General features: G+C 39.1%; 14 protein-coding genes. 10 read left to right on the forward strand and 4 right to left on the reverse strand.

From position 1 onward, the window contains the following. The 8 genes from QME58_05170 to QME58_05205 form a co-directional block, all read left to right on the forward strand. On the forward strand, nt 1-446 hold a 446-nt coding region (locus QME58_05170), incomplete at its 5' end, for a hypothetical protein (protein ID MDI6803223.1). Beyond that, the gene (locus QME58_05175; protein ID MDI6803224.1) at nt 425-613 is read left to right on the forward strand and encodes an aminotransferase class III-fold pyridoxal phosphate-dependent enzyme; all 189 of its coding nucleotides are present in this window, start codon (nt 425-427) and stop codon (nt 611-613) included. The genes QME58_05170 and QME58_05175, both read left to right, overlap by 22 nt. A gap of 300 nt (nt 614-913) precedes the next feature. Next, nucleotides 914-2,329: a hypothetical protein gene (locus QME58_05180; GenBank protein MDI6803225.1), complete on the forward strand. Its 1,416-nt coding sequence runs from the start codon at nt 914-916 to the stop codon at nt 2,327-2,329. Nucleotides 2,330-2,503: 174 nt separating this feature from the next. Beyond that, nucleotides 2,504-3,547 (forward strand): IS5 family transposase, encoded by a 1,044-nt coding sequence (locus tag QME58_05185; protein MDI6803226.1) that lies wholly within the window; start codon nt 2,504-2,506, stop codon nt 3,545-3,547. Nucleotides 3,548-3,779: 232 nt separating this feature from the next. Next, nucleotides 3,780-7,265: a T9SS type A sorting domain-containing protein gene (locus QME58_05190; GenBank protein MDI6803227.1), complete on the forward strand. Its 3,486-nt coding sequence runs from the start codon at nt 3,780-3,782 to the stop codon at nt 7,263-7,265. A gap of 240 nt (nt 7,266-7,505) precedes the next feature. Then, nucleotides 7,506-9,314, forward strand: coding sequence for a C69 family dipeptidase (locus QME58_05195; protein ID MDI6803228.1), 1,809 nt, complete (start codon nt 7,506-7,508; stop codon nt 9,312-9,314). A 22-nt stretch (nt 9,315-9,336) separates the two neighbouring features. Then, nucleotides 9,337-10,599 carry a UDP-N-acetylglucosamine 1-carboxyvinyltransferase gene (gene murA / locus QME58_05200; GenBank protein MDI6803229.1) on the forward strand — a complete coding sequence of 421 codons (1,263 nt, stop codon included), beginning with the start codon at nt 9,337-9,339 and terminating at the stop codon, nt 10,597-10,599. Between the two features lie 18 nt (nt 10,600-10,617). Next, on the forward strand, nt 10,618-10,935 hold the full coding sequence (locus QME58_05205; GenBank protein ID MDI6803230.1) for a multidrug efflux SMR transporter: 318 nt from the start codon (nt 10,618-10,620) through the stop codon (nt 10,933-10,935). A 2-nt stretch (nt 10,936-10,937) separates the two neighbouring features. Here the strand turns inward: QME58_05205 and QME58_05210 are convergent, their stop codons facing one another. Genes QME58_05210 through QME58_05225 form a run of 4 tightly spaced genes read right to left on the reverse strand, consistent with a single transcriptional unit; the run spans nt 10,938 to nt 16,339 of the window. Further along, complete coding sequence (locus QME58_05210; GenBank protein ID MDI6803231.1) at nt 10,938-13,784, reverse strand: DUF294 nucleotidyltransferase-like domain-containing protein; 2,847 nt, start codon at nt 13,782-13,784, stop codon at nt 10,938-10,940. A 12-nt stretch (nt 13,785-13,796) separates the two neighbouring features. Continuing rightward, nucleotides 13,797-14,564 carry a metallophosphoesterase family protein gene (locus tag QME58_05215; GenBank protein ID MDI6803232.1) on the reverse strand — a complete coding sequence of 256 codons (768 nt, stop codon included), beginning with the start codon at nt 14,562-14,564 and terminating at the stop codon, nt 13,797-13,799. A 47-nt stretch (nt 14,565-14,611) separates the two neighbouring features. Continuing rightward, complete coding sequence (locus tag QME58_05220; GenBank protein ID MDI6803233.1) at nt 14,612-15,307, reverse strand: class I SAM-dependent methyltransferase; 696 nt, start codon at nt 15,305-15,307, stop codon at nt 14,612-14,614. Nucleotides 15,308-15,346: 39 nt separating this feature from the next. Beyond that, nucleotides 15,347-16,339 (reverse strand): GyrI-like domain-containing protein, encoded by a 993-nt coding sequence (locus QME58_05225; GenBank protein ID MDI6803234.1) that lies wholly within the window; start codon nt 16,337-16,339, stop codon nt 15,347-15,349. Between the two features lie 117 nt (nt 16,340-16,456). Here QME58_05225 and eno point away from each other — a divergent pair, with 117 nt between their 5' ends. Continuing rightward, a complete protein-coding gene (gene eno, locus QME58_05230; GenBank protein ID MDI6803235.1) occupies nt 16,457-17,743 on the forward strand; it encodes a phosphopyruvate hydratase in 1,287 nt (428 codons plus the stop codon). Nucleotides 17,744-17,755: 12 nt separating this feature from the next. Then, nucleotides 17,756-19,147 (forward strand): phosphoglucomutase/phosphomannomutase family protein, encoded by a 1,392-nt coding sequence (locus QME58_05235; protein ID MDI6803236.1) that lies wholly within the window; start codon nt 17,756-17,758, stop codon nt 19,145-19,147. The last annotated feature ends 3 nt before the right edge of the window (nt 19,148-19,150 follow it).

The following is a 19,150-nucleotide window of genomic DNA, read 5'->3' on the forward strand; positions in this document are numbered from 1 at the left end:
CTTTGATAAACACGATGGTATATACACAAGATACACAACAGCGTGCATGGTTGTTACAATTTGCGAGCGATAAAGCACAAGAGTGGCAGATGAAGCGAGCCGAAGCAGAATCGATTGCCACAAAACTTGGTATGCCGATTCGGCAAACATATACCGATGGAGTAACGATTGAGCTTCAGCGATTTGAAGCAGGAATGCCAATTTACTACATGACGCACAATCTTAGTGCAGCACGAACAATTTCTACGAATAAAGTGTGGCCAAGTGGTGGATATGGTTTTTCATTAACCGGAAGTACCGATACACTTGGAATTTGGGATGCAGGCCGTGTAAGACTTGAGCATCAAGAATTTGCAACGAATCGTGTTACGCAAGTTGATGGAGCAACTACTAATAGTAACCATGCAACGCACGCGGGCTCGGGTTGTTCTGTTCTTTCGATTTAAACACACCCGACGAACGTAACAAACTGAAAAGTTCTTGCTACGATAAAGGACTGATTATACTCGGTTGTGGAGAGCGCTCGATGCGCTTCAGACCGCCACTGAATATTTCAAGGTCTGAAATCGATTTAGGAATTTCAATCATCAAAGGAGCGTTGGAAGAGTTGTAAGATAAAAGTTGCGGTATATTGAAGCCGATTCCTCAGACTGGGGAATCGGCTTTTGTATATGTCGGAACGCCCGCCTGAACGGCTTGCCCCGTAGGACGGGGCGAGTCGGGCAGGCCTGTTCCGACCTTTTTGTTTTTAACCACCAATTTGCATGGATTCTTGGGTCAGATAGCAATCAATATTAGTGAATATAGCTTGTTTTATGGGTGTTTCAAATTTTTTGCAATTATTTTTAATAAAACTTGCCAAATAATAAAAAAAAACATTATATTAACACAGCATCCGAATAAGCGAAACTGAATGACCAAACAAGTAAAAATATTATTTCTAACTTTGCTTTTCCTCTTGGGTGGAATTGCATTGCAATTTACGTCTTGTAGGAAAACACCCACAGAACCGTCTCAGCCTGGAATTTCCCTGGAAGCCGAAGATGTTGCCGTTACTGAAGTTTGGCTCAGAGTACGCACCCAAGCCCAAAGCGGCAGGCTCACACTATTTCGCAATGACAGTATTATTGTAACAATCCCCGACTCTCTGCTCGGAGTTTATCCCGCCAACGGCGGGACTCTTCGCTCTGGGCTTGACACGCTCATAGTTGACGAAGGACTCCTCCCTAAGCACACTTACACATACAAACTCACTCGTACATTGCCGTTTGGACTTTCTGAGAGCACACGGCTTACAGTAACGACGATGGATACAACTTCACATAACTTTACTTGGGAGATTGATACGCTCGGCGATGGTGCGAGTAGTGTGCTTTATGATGTTGCAATTATAAATGATACTCTTGCCTATGCGGTTGGAGAAATATATAAGAGAGATTCGACTGGACAGTTTGAGGTTGATCCGTATAATGTAGCGAAATGGGACGGTAAGAAATGGCATTTATTAAAAGTTTCATTTAGAGATTATGGAAACCCAACAGTATGGCCCGGTGTGCTAAAAGCTGTATATGGATTTTCGGCTGATAATATTTATGTAGCATCATCGGCAAATTTATTAAAATGGAATGGAACAAGTTGGCAAGAAAAAGCATTTTTTATGACTGATATATCTTGGAATGGTAGAGTTAAAAAAATTTGGGGGTCAAGTGAAAATTATATGCATTTAGTTGGTGATAACGGTGCTATTTATTTTTTCAACGGCGTCAGTTGGCGGCGGTTGGAGAGCGGGACGGACGTGGATTTGACAGATATATGGGGGACACAAGATGAACAAGAGATATGGACGTGTGGATGGAACTGGCAAGGGGGAAGCGTCATCATACGGAAACATGGTAGTAGTTGGCAAACGGTCTGGAACGGACAAACGCCAACGCCGCCGTATCTTTACAAGGGCTCGATGAGCACACTGTGGAGTGCAGGGCGAACAGAATTTCTTATAGCATCTGGCGATCTATTTCGTCACAGTTTCCTTAACACATCTATCTTAAGATTCGAAATAGTTATTACACCTAGTGGATGGTATCGATTTAACTTCGGCAATTTCCCTTATCGTTTACGAGGCACTGCATCAAACAACATTATTGCAGTAGGAGACGGTGCAATGGTATGGCACTTCAACGGTCGAACATGGTTTAGATATGAGCAGCTTCGAAACGAGAATGACCGGTTATACGGTCTGGCAGTATTAGACAATTTAATTGTAGCAGTAGGTACTCGTTATGGTGAAGGTCCATTTCGCTATGCATTGGTAATAAGGGGAAGTAGGTGATTAAAAATAAGAGAAGAGAATAAACTGTTTGTTCGACTATGGTAACATTCTTTCAAGTTTTCTTAATTCACAATAGGGTATCTCTAAAAACTCAACAAAATGCAGTTCACCGAATTTTGTAGAAAAAAGTTTTTTTCGTATAATGGTAGAGAACATTGTAGGAAGATATTTTTTATGAAACACAAAGACAACCGACCTCGTTCTTTTTTTGACGAACACTTTCGTTTGGAAAAGTTGAGCCAGCAAAACGATCCGCTACATAAACTCAAAGAACGGATCCACTGGGAATTGTTTCGTCCCTTGTTGAATGAAACGCTTTACAAAGAAGCCAAAGGTCCTGGCGGCTGCCGTCCCTATGACTATGTGCTGATGTTCAAGATACTCATTTTACAACGTTACTATAATATTAGCGATGATAAGATGGAGTTCGCAATTTTAGACCGTCTTTCATTTATGCGTTTTTTGGGATTGACCATTTCCGACAAAGTTCCCGATGCTAAAACGATCTGGCTCTTTCGCGAACAACTAACAAAAGCCGGTGCGATAGAAAAACTGTTCGTGATTTTTAATGAATATCTCAACAACGAAGGGCTTGTTGCTCATGAAGGGAAGATGGTGGATGCTAGTTTTGTAGAAGTTCCTATTCAACGCAACACTCGTCAGGAGAACAAATACATTAAGAAGGGAAACATTCCCGAGCAGTGGAAAGAGAACCCACATAAGTTGGCACAAAAAGATACCGATGCTCGTTGGACGAAGAAAAACGGAAAAAATTATTATGGCTATAAAAATCATATTAAAGCCGATACAAAAAGCAAGTTGATAGATAGTTATGTGGTTACCAATGCCAGTGTGCACGATAGTCAAACAGTGGAGCAATTGATTTCAGAAAAAGATGCTGGACAACCCCTTCATGCCGACAGTGCCTATAGTGGCGAGCCAGTTGTCCAGGCGGTAGAAGAAAAAAAGATAATCAACCAGATTCAAGAAAAAGGATATCGCAATCATCCGCTTTCAGAAGAACAAAAAGAAAACAATCGTCATAAATCTAAAATACGCGCACGAGTTGAACACATCTTTGGCTTTGTAGAAAATAGTATGGGCGGCTTATGTATCCGAACTATCGGACTGACAAGAACTACGGCTGTCATAGGATTGATGAATCTTACGTACAACTTATTTCGGTACCTCCAGCTAACACAACTAAATTCGGGATAGCAGGGGATCAGTGTGCCCTATTGGGTCTCCAAATCGAAAAATGAGAAATAATCAACAAAAACGATGAAGCAATTAACAACGCAATGTCAACAAGGAAGTGTCCATAAAAAAAGTGGATAAAATTTTGCTTTTTAGAAAATTATTTAATATAATTCTATCAAACAATGGCATCGAAAAAGTAGTTTTTAGAGGTGCCCAATATTTATTTATAATAATTTAAGGAGAAAATAACATGAGTAATTTAAAAAGAAAAATGGTCTTTCTGATCGCTATTATCATTGCTCTGATGCTTTCGCCTATACCGATGAAATCACAAGAATTGTGCGGAGTCATTCCAGAAGAAGGGATGACATTTCAAAAAGCCGTGCCATATGCATCGTTACAAGAACTCTCAAGCTATCGCCCAGCGTGGACTCGACATATCAAATTATCCGTACACATCGTACGTTACTCTAATGGTAGTGGTGGAATTTCACAGAGCACAATCAATACCGCTGTACAGCAACTCAATTCAGCTTATTCAACTGCACAGATCGCATTCGAGATTGCGAATACTTATTATATCGATAATGATACTTACGCATATCTCGATAATGAGGCAGAAAGAATAGCACTTATGGCTATCAACGTGCAACCTGCTACTATCAATGTGTACTTTGTACCGGGTGCTGCCGGAATTTCTGGAGCTGCCTATCAACCGGGTATCAGATTGATTGTCGTGAATGCGTACGCAACCAATGGCACTACCTTTCCGCACGAGGTGGGACATAATTTATTTATCTTGCATACTCACGATGAAACATACGGGAAGGAAAGAATAACTCGCGTCGATATTCCCAATTGTACAGCCAATTGTAGTTCAGCGGGTGATCTTCTCTGCGATACACCGGCGGATCCGAATCTTTACGGTAATGTGAATGCAAATTGTCAATGGACGGGAAGCGGTACAGACCCTTGTGGTCATACGAACTACAATCCAGACACAAGAAATTACATGTCATATGCAGGTCAGTGTCGTAACCAGTTCAGTAGCCAGCAGATTGACCGGATGCACTATATGCTTAGCACTAACCCTACTATTCGCCCGCTAATCCAGGTATCTGTTTCTATGGCGAATAAGGTTGGTAACAACACCGTAACAGGGAGTACACTCTCAGTTAATACGTCGACTGTCAACTCGGGTAGCGATATAGTTCTGCTGGATGGAGACCAGTACAACGGAAAAACGAATCATGAACGGTTTTCCAATTATGCTGGTCCGCAGGGCACCGGCGATTATAAGCACAACGAGTGGAACGGCAATGCTACTGAGTTCAGATTGCTGGAGAATTTCACTGTCGATAGAACAACCGAAAATGGTCGCAAAAGAGACGCGAATTTCAAACATCTAAATCCAAATCAAGTTAGATCAGAGTTAATTGAGACAGGTGTAACAGGTAGCTTCGAATGGAAAGACCCTTGGTGGGTAGATGGAAGCGGTAACCAGCCAAATACATTTCGAAATATTACAACTATCCTTAATGAAGGCGTGTTCTTGAATCAAAGGATACAAGATGGGGTTTACTACACCGTCCGTGTGCCGCAGAGCCAGCCAATCGGCGGGTATAATGCTAACTTTGGCGTTTGGTCAGGCGAAGGCGCAACGCTTACTAATCCTACAAATCTAGAAAGTCCAGTCGTGTTTAATAGCACAGATGCGGTAGTGAAAGCTAATTATAAACTTCCAATGAAATCGAATCTATCAACTGCAATTACGGGAAACACACAAAGAAAATTAGTAGACTATGATGGTTTATGGTTAGCTTATGAGAGTGCAGGTAGAGTATGGGTTGCTAAATCAACAGATGGTGCGAATTCATGGATACCTGAAAGTTATATTGGTGAGGGAAGCAAACCTTCAATATCAGCGGGTGCAAGTGGTAGAGATATCACTTTCAATAAAAAGCAGGCTGATAATACCTATTCAGTTTTTTGGAGGCGTTTTGGAGTGCCCAATACTGATGTTGTGGGTTTAGGTTCTACAACAAGTGATGTGGAACCAAATCCAGTAGTAGGGGATATTTGTGTAGGATATTATCCAAACTATCCCACTCCGATTCCAATTTATAACGTGTATTTTTTCTGGAATAATACTAATGGAATAAGTTATCATACGAAAACTGTTATTGCTGCTTCTCATTCATACGAAAGTGGCGGAACTTTGACTAAACCAAATTCCCTACTCAGAAATCCAAGTCTCGCTATGCCATATTTAACGTATGACGATAATACAAAAATATATTTAAGAAAGTTTTGGAGCGATACAGCAACGTATCAAAGTGGATTCGGTGGCGAGGAAATCGTTCCTGCCAGCGACCGTGAAGACCTAGGCACATTGAATGATCGTGAAAGCCGCAAATCTCAAGTAACATCTTCTGGAGATATAGTTTGGGAAGTAGGTAACTATCTACCTTTTAGAGATGATCCTATTGACGCTAACAGCTTTCAATCTCTCGCACTGGCACCAGAGCCCGGTGACCCTCCACCATCACCGCCAAAGTCTGCAATATTTTATCAGAAACGAAACAGCAACGGCACATATGGTGCTGCAATATCATGGTCTGGGTCATTCAATTTTTATAACCCAACAATCGCATCATATAACGGCAATATAACTGTAATGTGGGAAACCGGTGTAAATATGTATCGTGTCAGCTCGCCCAATTTAGGCATCGGAAACGCTGTTATTACTGCTGGAGTAAATCCAAACCTTGCTTCTGATCAATTAAAATACGCTTATTTAACAAGCTCAGCACCGTTGTTTAATTTAAACGTCCAACCCGAACAAGCAGTCGGACCGATTCCGCTTGATAGCTGCGAAATAGTTGTGTGCGAGGATGATCCGGGTAATGTTTATGATGTAACGACATCGAGAAGCGGTATAATTTGGTCGGTTAGCGACAGCACACGCTTTGAAGTTATCATAGGACAACCAAAATTATTTGCTGCCAATGGCTCTGTTGCACGTGTCCCATTTGAAGAAATAGCAGGTAGTGCCGATGTAACAAGTATAGATAACCTTGTCGATTTACTAAAAACAAAACCGTTTAAAATTACAAGAGATAGTATAAGAGTCGGAGGCGAGATTATTGTAAGGAATCCTAATGGTTTAATAATACCTGGTACTCCCTACGGTAAAGTGAAATTTGAATTAGTAGATGCAACGACAGGAAATGTTTTGATGCGAATCGGGAACGAGATGACTTTTGAACAATCGAGTAAAATACGGTTTAACAACAAATCACCGGTAAAAAATTTAGCTGGAAGAACCGTTTACATTCGACCTCGCTTTGTTGGTTTCCCGAAGAAAAATTTATCGGGGACAATAGTAAATAATTATTACATTAAAAATATTGTTCCGAGTTCGCAAGCAATCTCAAAATCAAACACTAATGAAGAAGTAAAAAATATGCCGGTAGATTTTGGTCTGTCTCAAAACCATCCCAACCCGTTTAATCCAACGACACAAATAAGCTATGCGCTTCCTGATCCGGGTTATATTACACTCAAAATTTACGATGTCCTCGGTCGCGAAGTGGCAACTCTTGTTGATGAGTTTAAAGATGGTGGTTATTATGAAGCAACTTGGGATGCAACAAATATTCCAAGCGGCGTATTTTTCTACCGAATGCAGACTGGTTCGTTTAGTGAAACCAAGAAACTTATTTTGATGCGGTAATATCTTGTATGTCGAAATGCCATTTCGACTTACATAGTCCCGATTTATGAACAATCTTTCGTTAGGTAAAAATCGGAAGATTTACAGAGCCGGTTTCTCAGCGTGGGAAGTCGGCTCTTTTTTGTTAGTGCAGCGTAGGTCGGATTTTGTTTACATCCGACTTACTAAACCCCTCCTTTTGAATTTTAGTAGGTAAATATTATATTAAATGAAAAATTTATAAACAATTTGGGTATAAATATGAAAACAAAATTTGTTTTAATCGGATTACTATTCTTATTCACTCAAGCATTTCCATGCACAAGCATTTTGGTAACGAAGGGGGCATCGACCGACGGGTCAACGATGATAACTTATGCTGCCGATTCGCACCAGCTATATGGCGAATTGTATCATTGGCCCGCTGCTAAATATCCGGAAGGAACTATGTTGGATGTTTACGAGTGGGATACAGGAAAATATTTAGGAAAAATTAAACAAGCACGAGAAACTTATTCAGTCATCGGGAATATGAACGAACACCAGCTAACAATCAGCGAAACAACTTATGGAGGACGCGATGAGTTAGTTGATAAAACTGCAATTGTAGATTACGGGACGCTGATTTATGTAACACTGCAACGTGCAAAAACTGCACGCGAAGCAATTAAGTTAATGGGCGAGTTAGTTGCTGAATACGGCTACTACAGCTCAGGTGAATCAATGTCTATCGCCGACCCAAATGAAGTTTGGATTTTAGAAATTATCGGAAAAGGCGAAGGGAACAAAGGAGCCGTTTGGGTTGCACAAAGAATTCCTGACGGATATATTTCTGCTCACGCAAATCAAGCCCGTATTACAACCTTCCCTCTAAACGATCCAAACAATTGTATCTATTCACCCGATGCAATTTCGTTTGCACGCTCAAAGGGATATTTTACAGGGCAAGATAAAGATTTTAGTTTTTCTGATACTTATGCACCTTTGGCTTACAACTCGATTCGATTCTGCGAGGGAAGAGTCTGGTCGGTTTTCAGAAGAACGAATAAGAACATGGGAAAATATATTTCGTACATCAAAGGTGAATCGCTTGAACGAATGCCATTGTGGATCAAGCCAGACAAAAAATTATCGGTTCATGATGTAATGGAGTTGATGCGCGACCATTTCGAAGGGACTGAATTTGATATGACAAAAGATGTTGGCGCCGGTCCTTATGCCTGCCCATATCGATGGCGTCCTTTAACTTGGAAGTACGAAGGTGAAACTTACTTGAATGAACGCGCAATCTCCACACAACAAAGCGCCTGGGTTTTTGTAACTCAATCACGATCGTGGCTGCCTAATCCAATCGGTGGTGTGTTATGGTTCGGTATCGATGATTCTTATTCTACTGTTTATGTTCCGATGTATTGCGGTATTAAAAAAATTCCTCATAACTATGCAGTTGGAACGGGTTCGTTCACCGAGTTTACTTGGGAATCGGCTTTCTGGGTTTTCAATTTTGTTGCAAATTATTCTTACTCGCGTTACAGCGATATGATAAAAGATATTCAAATTGTTCAGCGGGAATTGGAAGGAAAATTTTTAGCCGATCAACCGTCAATAGAAAAAACAGCAGAAACACTCTACAAAACTTCACCCGAAAAAGCGAGAGATTATTTAACCGACTACACACTTGAAAAGGCAAAAACTACAGTTGAACGTTGGAAAAAATTAGGGGAGTTTTTAATATTTAAGTATTTAGATGGAAATATGAAGAACGAATACAACAAGCCAACACATCCCGGATATTCAGATACGTGGAAAAAAAATGTAGTTACCGATGCTGGCAATACGTTGAAAATGAAAAAACTTCCCGGCGAAATAGAGAGAGATTACCAGAAATTAATTTCTACCGGCGATAAACTTCTGAAAGAAAAAAAATATGCAGATGCAAAAAAATCGTTTGCTGATGCACTAAAAGTAAAACCGAACGAAGAATATCCTAACGAAAAAATTGCACAAATAGATAAATTAATGAAAGAACTTGAAGTATTGCACGATAAACACATAGGAATAAAAAATTAAAAATTAAAATTTAAAATTCAGAGTGGATAAGTTTATAATAAAAAGTGGTAATAAACTCAACGGTGAGGTAGATATTAGCGGTGCGAAAAATGCTGCATTGGCTTTGATGCCTGCAGCATTACTCGCGAACGGCGAATACGTATTCACCAACATGCCCGACTTGCGCGACATAAAAACAATGGCGGCGTTGTTAAGCGGACTGGGTGTAGCAACAAAACGTCGCGGGCATCGGATGGTAATCGATACAGCCGGAGTGAACAAATACGAAGCCCCATACGAGTTGGTGAAGAAAATGCGAGCATCGATTTATGTTTTTGGTCCGCTTCTTTCGCGATACGGTTATGCAAAAGTTTCGATGCCCGGCGGTTGTGCATGGGGCCCGCGTCCGATCAATCTTCACATCGAAGGAATGAAAAAATTAGGTGCAGAGGTTGAGTTAGATAGAGGATATATCATCGCAAAAGCAAAGCGGCTAATCGGAACAAAAATCTCGTTCGATGTTTCAAGCGTGGGCGCCACCGGAAATGTTTTAATGGCGGCTGTATTAGCGAAGGGAACTACTTTCATTGAAAACGCAGCTATCGAACCCGAGATAGCCGCATTGGTTGATTTCTTAATAAAAATGGGGGCGAAGATTAACCGGGTTGATTCCCGCAAGTTAGAAATTGAAGGTGTTGATGAACTTAACCCAACCGATGTCGAAATGATACCTGATAGAATTGAAGCGGGGACTTTCCTGATTGCGGGCGCTCTTACAGGCGGCGAAATAAAAATAAACAAATGTAAACCTGATGATTTAATATCTGTTGTTGAAAAATTAAAAGATGCAGGTTGTTTAATAATTACAGGTGATAGTTTTATTGAATTGAAATCTCCGAAACGGATTAGAAACGTCGATGTTACAACAGAAATATATCCGGGATTCCCGACTGACATGCAAGCGCAGTGGATATCTTTAATGGCACTTGCCGAGGGCTCTTCAGTAATTACGGATACAATTTATTACGACAGATTCAAACATGTTCCGGAGTTAATGCGCCTTGGAGCGAATATCGATTTAAACGAGAACGTTGCTGTTGTTCGTGGAGTTAAAAAACTTACCGGTGCCAAAGTAATGTCAACCGATTTGCGGGCATCAGCATCTTTGATTCTTGCAGGACTCGTTGCGGAGGGAACGACGGAAGTTTTGCGTGTATATCACATCGACCGTGGTTATGAAGCGATTGAGAAAAAACTCCGTGCTTTAGGCGCTGACATCAGGCGGGTTTCTTCAAAAGAGTATTAACATAAGGTGATTATAAATATGGCTTGGATTTATCTTGTCGTCGCGGGCATTTTCGAAATCGGTTGGCCCCTTGGTTTAAAATTATCGCAAGTAACCGAGAAAAAAATATTGTGGATTGCAGTCGCAGTATTATCAATGAGTTTTAGCGGCTTGTTCTTGTGGCTTGCTCAAAAAACAATTCCGATGGGAACTGCTTACGCAGTATGGACTGGCATCGGTGCGGTGGGTGCCTTCGTTGTGGGTATATTGATGTTTAAAGATGCTGCTACTTTTTACAGAATAATTTCAGTAACATTTATTGTGATTGGAATAGTAGGGTTAAAACTTTCGCATTAAAATTAATTCAAACTCAATGTCGATTGTAGGTTAGCAACCTGTGTAAGTATTTTCCGGAGTATAGTTTGTTCTAAATCTGATAAATGTTTTGGATTAACGTTGTTATCGAGAGAGAGTCCCTCCGACAATAATTTTGCTTGATGCTTGAATCTTATCTGCATTAAGAAATTATAAGCTTGAAGTAAATCTTGATAACCGGGTTTTGAAAAAATATTTTTTTCGTGTAGTTGATTTAATCTTTCAATAGTATTTGTGCTTTTGATTTTGTTCTTCAATGAATAAATTCGTATTAAATCTACAATAGGGAGTAATGCTAATTTAATATCGAAAACCTCAGATGATTTTAAAAGTCCGATAGGTGGTTTTATCTTTAACGCGTTTTGTGTTAGGTAAACAAAAAAAGGGTTATTACCGGAAATGATATTGTGGAGATGATTCCGAAGTTCTACAACAAAAGATTCATTTCCATAGACAGGTCTGAAATCGAAAAAGATATTTATATCTAATAAATCCTGTGGGTTAGCTGTTGTTACCCAATCCGAAAAATATTTTTTCCAAACCGATAACGGTTGGCACCACTTTGGATTTTTTGCCATAACATTGCCTTTGCAGTATGTATAACCGACACTATTCAGCGACGTGCATACACGCTCGCTCAGTTTTAAGAAATATTCCCGTACTTCTATTTCGCGTTCACCCGAAACATCCTCATAAATTATCGCATTATCCTGATCGGTTACTAATGTCTGTTCTTCTCTTCCCTCGCTTCCGAGCGACATAAAAACAAATTGCACAGGAGGGACGCCCAACTCTTCTATTGCAAGCGATATTATTTTTTTCGTAATTGTATCGGCAATTATTGTAATCATTCGAGTAGTATTTCGCACATTAGCTTCGCTGTCGATTAAAACTTTTATCAATATAAGAAGTTTTGAATAACATCGGCTTATTTCCTCTACCGATCCGGCTTTTTGAATATTCTGAATGAAGAACAGATAAGTTAAATGATGAGCTTTCTGGATGTCGTCCACACTAACTGTTCCGCATACTTTTCCGTTTTCGTCGGTAACAACAAGGTGGTCTATATTTTTATCGTAAAAAAGAAGTATTGCTTCAAAGATCGAAGAAGTGATTTGAACCGAAATCAAAGGTGAACTCATTATTTCAAATACAGGTGTTTCAAAATCAAGGTTCACCCCCAATACTCTATCAGTCAAATCGTGGTTGGTTACAATTCCAATGAATTCACCGGTTACAGTTTTAATTAATATCGAATCAGAATCATTTTTCGTCATCAGCTTACCAACTTTTGATACAGGTAGATTCATATCACAAGAGAGACATTCTTTTACGAAAGGTTCTATTGGTTGATTAAGAAAAAGCAACGAGGTTTGCAGCTCTGATATGAGGCTTTCTCTATCTTCCTCTGTTCGCTTATTCTCAGTGATGTCTTCAATAATTCCATCGCAATATGCACCTCTACCATTTTCTATCCTCAAAACAACAACGGAAACGGAGAGGATTGCCAATACAGAATCTCGTCTGCGTATCTGCACAACTTTATTTTTTATAGAACCGACGTCAATCAGTTCTTTTAAAAATGTTTTGCCCTCTTCGCTGTCTTCGAAAAAATCAATAAGACTTAAGCCAAGCAGTTCTTCATAATTTTTACAACCCAGGATAAGGGCAACTGCAGGATTGAGTTCAATAAATTTTATCTCCTTATTTACCTCTGCCCGAAAAACTCCAATAGTAAGTTGATTGGTTAAGGCGATGTATTTTTCTCTGCTCTCGCCTAAAGCTTCTTCAATTTCTTTGTGTTTGCTGATATCTTTTACAATAATTATAGTGCCCTCTTTTCCCAAAAAAGAAATTGATGAAATAGTAAGTAATACATCGAGCAAACTTCCGTCTCGCTTTCTTAGGTGAGTTTCAATCTGAGAAAATTTTATAGTATCTCCGTATGAAAATTTGCCCGTAAAGATTTCATCAAGATTTAGATTTACAAATTCTTCATCAGAGTAGCCTAACATTGAGTGTAAAGTTTTATTATAGAAAACCTTCTTCCCCTCTAGGATCATAATTAAACCTTCGGTTGATGCTTCGACGAGCGTTCTATACTTTTCTCTTGATTCTTTAAGCTCGTCTTCCGTTTGCCGTCGTCGTTTTTCAATTTTTATGTTTTGAATAGTGATAAACATAAGCAGAAGAGAGATGGTAACCATTATCGCAATCGAAATATTAATTAAGTTTTTTTCTAAAGAAGCGATTTCTAATTTTACATCTTCGATATAAATACCGGTACCGATTATCCAGCCCCAAGGATTGAACTCCTTCACGTAAGAAAGTTTTGGAACGATCCGGGTTGAATCGTCTTTCCATTGCCACATATAATCAACATATCCTTCTCTTTTTTCTTTTACTACTTTAACAATTTCTAGGAATAGTTTTTTATTGTGTGAATCTTTGAAATCCGATAAATTTGTGCCCTCTAAATCACTTCTGTAAGGATGCATTATCATTTCAGGTTGCATATCTGTAATCCAGAAATAATCTTTTCGTTCGCTTCCGTAACGGATATACCGGATTTGCTCTGTCGCTGATGTTTGAGCTTCCTCAAGCGTTATCGAGCCCTGCTGTTCAATTTCGTATTGTCTTTCAATAACACTCCAGGCAGAATTCGTTAGTTCGCGAATCATCTCTCTTTTTCTATCTAAAATTGTTTCTTCAAATCGCGGAATAATAATTTGGAAAATAGAAACGATAAAAAGAGCAATAGTTAGAAAGGTTGGAAAAAGAATTTTTATCAAAAATTTTTTCGTCGTTAAATACTGGATTATGTTTGGCATTTTTTAAAAGTATTATTTGATTGTTTTAGCCGACCTTAATGGTACTACGTCGAGTTGATATGTGTGAGTATCAAATATCATTATTCCGTTTGCCCGTGTAGTATTGGCGACACAGGGTCCCACGAGCCACTGTGTTTTATACTGTAACTGATACGACCCGAATGGATGAAATTGTAATTTATGGTGATCAGCAATTGCATATCCCTCGATATGTCCGTGCCCTGAAACTCCGATTACACAATTATTGTCATTCATAAACCGGAAATGTTCAAGCAGATGTTTTGCTTTTCTCGGGAAATCTATTGTCGAACCCGACAAATCAGGATAATTGAAGTGCGAGAACATAAATTTTATTCCATCGAATTCAGTTACAACTACTTCAGGTAAAGCTTTCAAATACTCTGCGGATTGCTCGGATAAGAAGATTGGTAGCTCACCATCCTCATAAAGCCAGATTTTATTTTTTGAGAGTTTAGAACGCATATCATAATCCAAACTATACCAATCATCTGTATATTTGAATCCGGCGTTATATGCTGGTATTTTTTTAATCGCATATAAGTCGTGATTGCCTGCTAAAACCGTATCGCAATTATTTCTGACGAGAGAAATACACTCGTTCGCATTCCGCCCGTCAATATATTTAAAGAATGGAAGTGTAAAACCAACTATATCGCCGAGACAAACGATTGAGTCGCAATTCAATTTTTTCAGGACATTAACAGCATCGTGCAAACTTTTAATGTCTTCGTGTATATCGCCAATAAATCCGATTTTCATTCTGATACGCTTTAATTATTAACTTCTGTTACTTTATCAGATGCGAATCATCCGTTTTGGTGGTTTAAATCTTTTACCCAAACACCAGTCCATTCCGGTATAATACTACGCGGCGTTTTTAATAAACTGTCTTTCATTTTTTCTCCGAAGAAAAAGCCCATGATTCGTTCTGCTTCTTCATTAGATTCGAATTTATAATCTGTTCTTACAATTTTCTTTTCAAAATTATACTCTTCTTCAAGAATCTTATAAAACTCAAATAATACTTCGTTTGTCGGTACCGGCTCGTTCACATTTGTTCCAAGTGTTTCGATAATAATTATTTTTTTACTGCAGATTTTAATGCAATTTGATATCAATTTCTTTACAATCTTGTTGATATTATCTTGATTTTCAATAATCGTATGACCGAAACTCCATCCTTCAATAAAATAATCTGCCTTTCCTTTGAACTTGTTAATATCCCTGTTATCCAAAATTTGGAAAGTAATTTTATCGAGATAGTCGGCTAAATTAATTTTCGCACGCTCAATCATGTGTCTCGATCTGTCAAAGCACCATATATGTTTAGCTCGATTAATGTATAAACGAGTAATACGACCAGTTCCTACTCCTGCTTCGACTATTTTTAAATCATTGCCTTCGAGAATTTTTGCCAGTGTTGTTCCCAAATTGTTTTCATAGTCTTCATGTTTTACCAAATCATCATACTCTCGAGAATGCTTCTCGTAGATTTCAAACATTGTGGGCACTGCAGTATAAGTTGAATTAATTAGGGAAATTTATTTCACCGGATAATAAATTTTCGTCAGCCATTTGTTTGTGTCGGGTTCGCTGGCGGGGTCTGTGATGTAAACTTCCCAGCAAGCACCGGAAATCTTTTTCTTGTTCTTCGTAATCCATTCATCGAGTATTTGATGCGAAGTTCCGGAAGTTTCATACGAGCCATAATGATATCCAACTACGACATTGTCGCCCCGGAGTTCTCCGATTTTAATTTTACCGGTTGGCTTAACAACTCTATCCACAGGAATTGCCGGCTCCATATCAACTTTGTCGGGTGAGTAACTGTGATAGATTGCTAAAACAGGTCCGGCTTGCTTCAATCTGTTCGCTTGTATGAACGCCATCAGTTCTCCGTATATCGCTCCAAGCTTCTGAGATATCTCTGCCGGCTTGCAGGTCTCGCGTATGCTGATTATTGTTTGCGGTGGAATTGTTTCTGTGTCAATAATAATAGGTGGTAAACTTTCGCACAACGTCTTGAGGTTATTCAGCCCTTTTTCAAAATCAGGACCTATCATCGCATCCATCATTAATCCAAAATATTTTGCAAACGGGTTCATTCCTAATTCGGTTTCCATCCGCCATGTTACTTTAATTCCGTCAACAACTTTTTCCAACTTATAACTTCCTGTTGCAACTCCACTCTCCATAAAGTCCATAGTTGTTTCTATAAATCCAAATGGAATGCTTTCAGTGATTTTCAGAATTCCGTTCCCAACCTTTGGGTGTGTACTTTCCCATTTGTATGCTGCCTCCTTACCACCGGGAGGACCTTCGTAAGTCAGTTTCATTTCCGGATCAATCTGATGCCAAGGCGACCACTTCTCCCAATTCTTCAAAGTATTTATTTGGTTGAAGATTACCGGTGCTGTTGAATTGATAACCATACTTCTTTCGACAACAACTTTGGAAGGTAGGAACAATGACACCAGAACAAATAACACTACAATTATTAAAATTGTAAGTCCAAAAATTTTTAAGAATTTCATATTACCCTCGTTTTTTGTTATGTAAAATTAAATAGATTAAATTCAAAATACAAGTTTTTGCATTTATCAAGAAATTCCTTTAATTTAAAGCACTTTAAATAAAAAATGGAGATAACAATGACAACAATAGTAGATGTTTTTGCAAGAGAAATATTAGATTCACGCGGTAACCCGACAATTGAAGTCGATGTAATGTTAGAAAGCAGCGTTTTAGGAAGAGCGGCGGTTCCAAGCGGTGCATCTACAGGTGAACACGAAGCTGTCGAGTTACGCGATGGCGACAAAATGCGTTACAACGGAAAAGGAGTTTTAAAAGCAGTTGAAAATGTAAACGAAACAATCGCTGATGAAATTATCGGATTCGATGCACTCGATCAGGTCGGTATCGATGAGATGCTGATTAATTTAGATAATACCGACAACAAAAGTAAACTTGGAGCTAATGCAATATTAGGTGTATCGCTTGCAGTTGCAAAAGCTGCAGCAAGTGCGCTGGATATTCCGCTTTACAGACACATCGGCGGAGTAAATGCGCGTGTATTGCCCGTTCCGCTGATGAATATTCTGAACGGCGGCAAACACGCTGATAATAATGTTGATATTCAAGAATTTATGATTGTGCCTGTTGAAGCCGATTCATTCGCTGAAGCATTGCGAATGGGAACTGAAGTTTTCCACTCGTTGAAATCTGTATTGAGTAAGAAAGGTTACAACACATCTGTCGGGGATGAAGGAGGATTTGCACCAAATTTGAAATCGAATGATGAAGCTATCGAAGTAATTTTGGAAGCTATCGAGAAAGCAAAATACAAAGCCGGCAAAGATATTTATCTTGCACTCGATGTTGCATCTAGCGAGATGTATCAAAAAGGAAAGTATGTTTTTTACAAATCGGATAAGTCGGCTAAATCGGCTGAGCAGATGGTCAAGTTCTATGAGAAGTGGGTGAAGCAATATCCAATCATCTCGATTGAAGACGGAATGGCTGAAAACGATTGGAAAGGTTGGAAAATTATGACCGAAGCTCTCGACGATAAAATTCAGATTGTAGGCGACGATTTGTTTGTAACCAACACCGAAAGATTATCTCGCGGAATCGATGAAGGAATTGCCAATTCAATACTTATCAAAGTAAATCAAATCGGAACGCTAACCGAAACATTGAATTGCATTGAAATGGCGAAACGAGCAAGCTACACATCAATAATCAGCCACCGCTCAGGCGAAACTGAGGATACAACGATTGCCGATATTGCGGTTGCAACGAACGCCGGACAAATAAAAACCGGATCTACAAGCAGAACCGATAGAGTTGCAAAATACAATCAACTGATTAGAATTGAGGAAGAATTAGACATAACCGCAGTTTATGCGGGAATGGCTGCTTTTAATATTCAAAAATAAATTATTATTAGTATGACGATAAAATTTGGAACAGATGGCTGGCGCGGTGTTATTGCTCAGGATTTTACATTCGGGAATTTAGAAAAAGTAACTCTGGCAACTGCGCTGCATTATAAGCGGCATAAAAAAATCGACAACGGTATTGTGGTTGGATACGACGGACGATTTCTTGGAAAAGAATTTGCCGAGAGAGTAGCAGTTGTATTAGCAAGCTCAGGTATTCGTGTAAAATTATCGGATAAAATTTCATCAACACCGATGATTTCTCTTTTAACGAAAAAGTTAAATGCTGCTGCCGGTATCGTTATCACCGCAAGTCATAACCCACCACGCTACAGCGGTTATAAAATTAAAGGTGAGTTCGGCGGTCCTGCATTTCCTGAAACAATAGATAAAGTTGAAGAGCAGCTTGCACAAATTCTAAAAATAGAATTCGCTCTTAAAAAATCGTTGTCCACTTTGGCTGCAGAAGGAAAAATCGAATACATAGATATGACTAAAATGTATTTGGATGATATCAAGAAAAAATTTGATATTAAGATGATTAAAGATTCCGGTATCAGAATAATGCACGATGCAATGTATGGTGCCGGTATGGATGTACTGACACAGCTTCTTCCGAATGCAGTTCAAATCCACGGCGAGTTTAATCCTTCGTTCGCCGGAACGAATCCCGAACCCATTGAATCGAATTTAAAAGAGTTGATGCTGAAAGTGAAGTCGGGGAAATTTGATATCGGTATTGCCACCGACGGTGATGCCGACAGGATTGGCATAGTCGATGACAAAGGAAATTATGTTGACCCGCACAGAGTTTTTTCGCTTCTCTTAAAATATCTGGTAGAAGAAAAATGTTTGCGTGGTGAAGTTGCACGTTCGTTTACTGTTACCGATATCGTTGAACAGCAGTGTGAAAAATACGGCATCAAATTGCACACGACACCTGTCGGATTCAAATATATCTGCCAATTGATGAACGAACGTAAAATTATCATCGGTGGTGAAGAGAGCGGTGGACTTGGTGTTATGGGACATATTCCCGAGCGTGACGGAATTTACCTCGGTCTGCTGATAGCCGAAATAATTATCAAACGTAAAAAATCGTTAAGCGAATTGATAAAAGAATTAGAAGCCGAATACGGAAAACGATTTTATAAAAGAATCGACCATCATATAACTCAAAAAGAAAAAATTCAAATAATGAAACGTTTCAAACCATCGCTTAAAGAAATTGCAGGAATTCCGGTACGTCGAATTGAAACCATAGATGGATTTAAGTATTATATTGAAAACGGATGGATGTTAGTGCGTCCATCCGGAACTGAACCGTTAATCAGATATTACGCTGAAGCTGAAAACATCAATAAAGTCGATAAAATGTTAAATTGGGCGATGGGAAAGTAAATC

This window comes from Bacteroidota bacterium (assembly GCA_030017895.1).
Lineage (GTDB): Bacteria > Bacteroidota > Ignavibacteria > UBA10030 > BY39 > JASEGV01.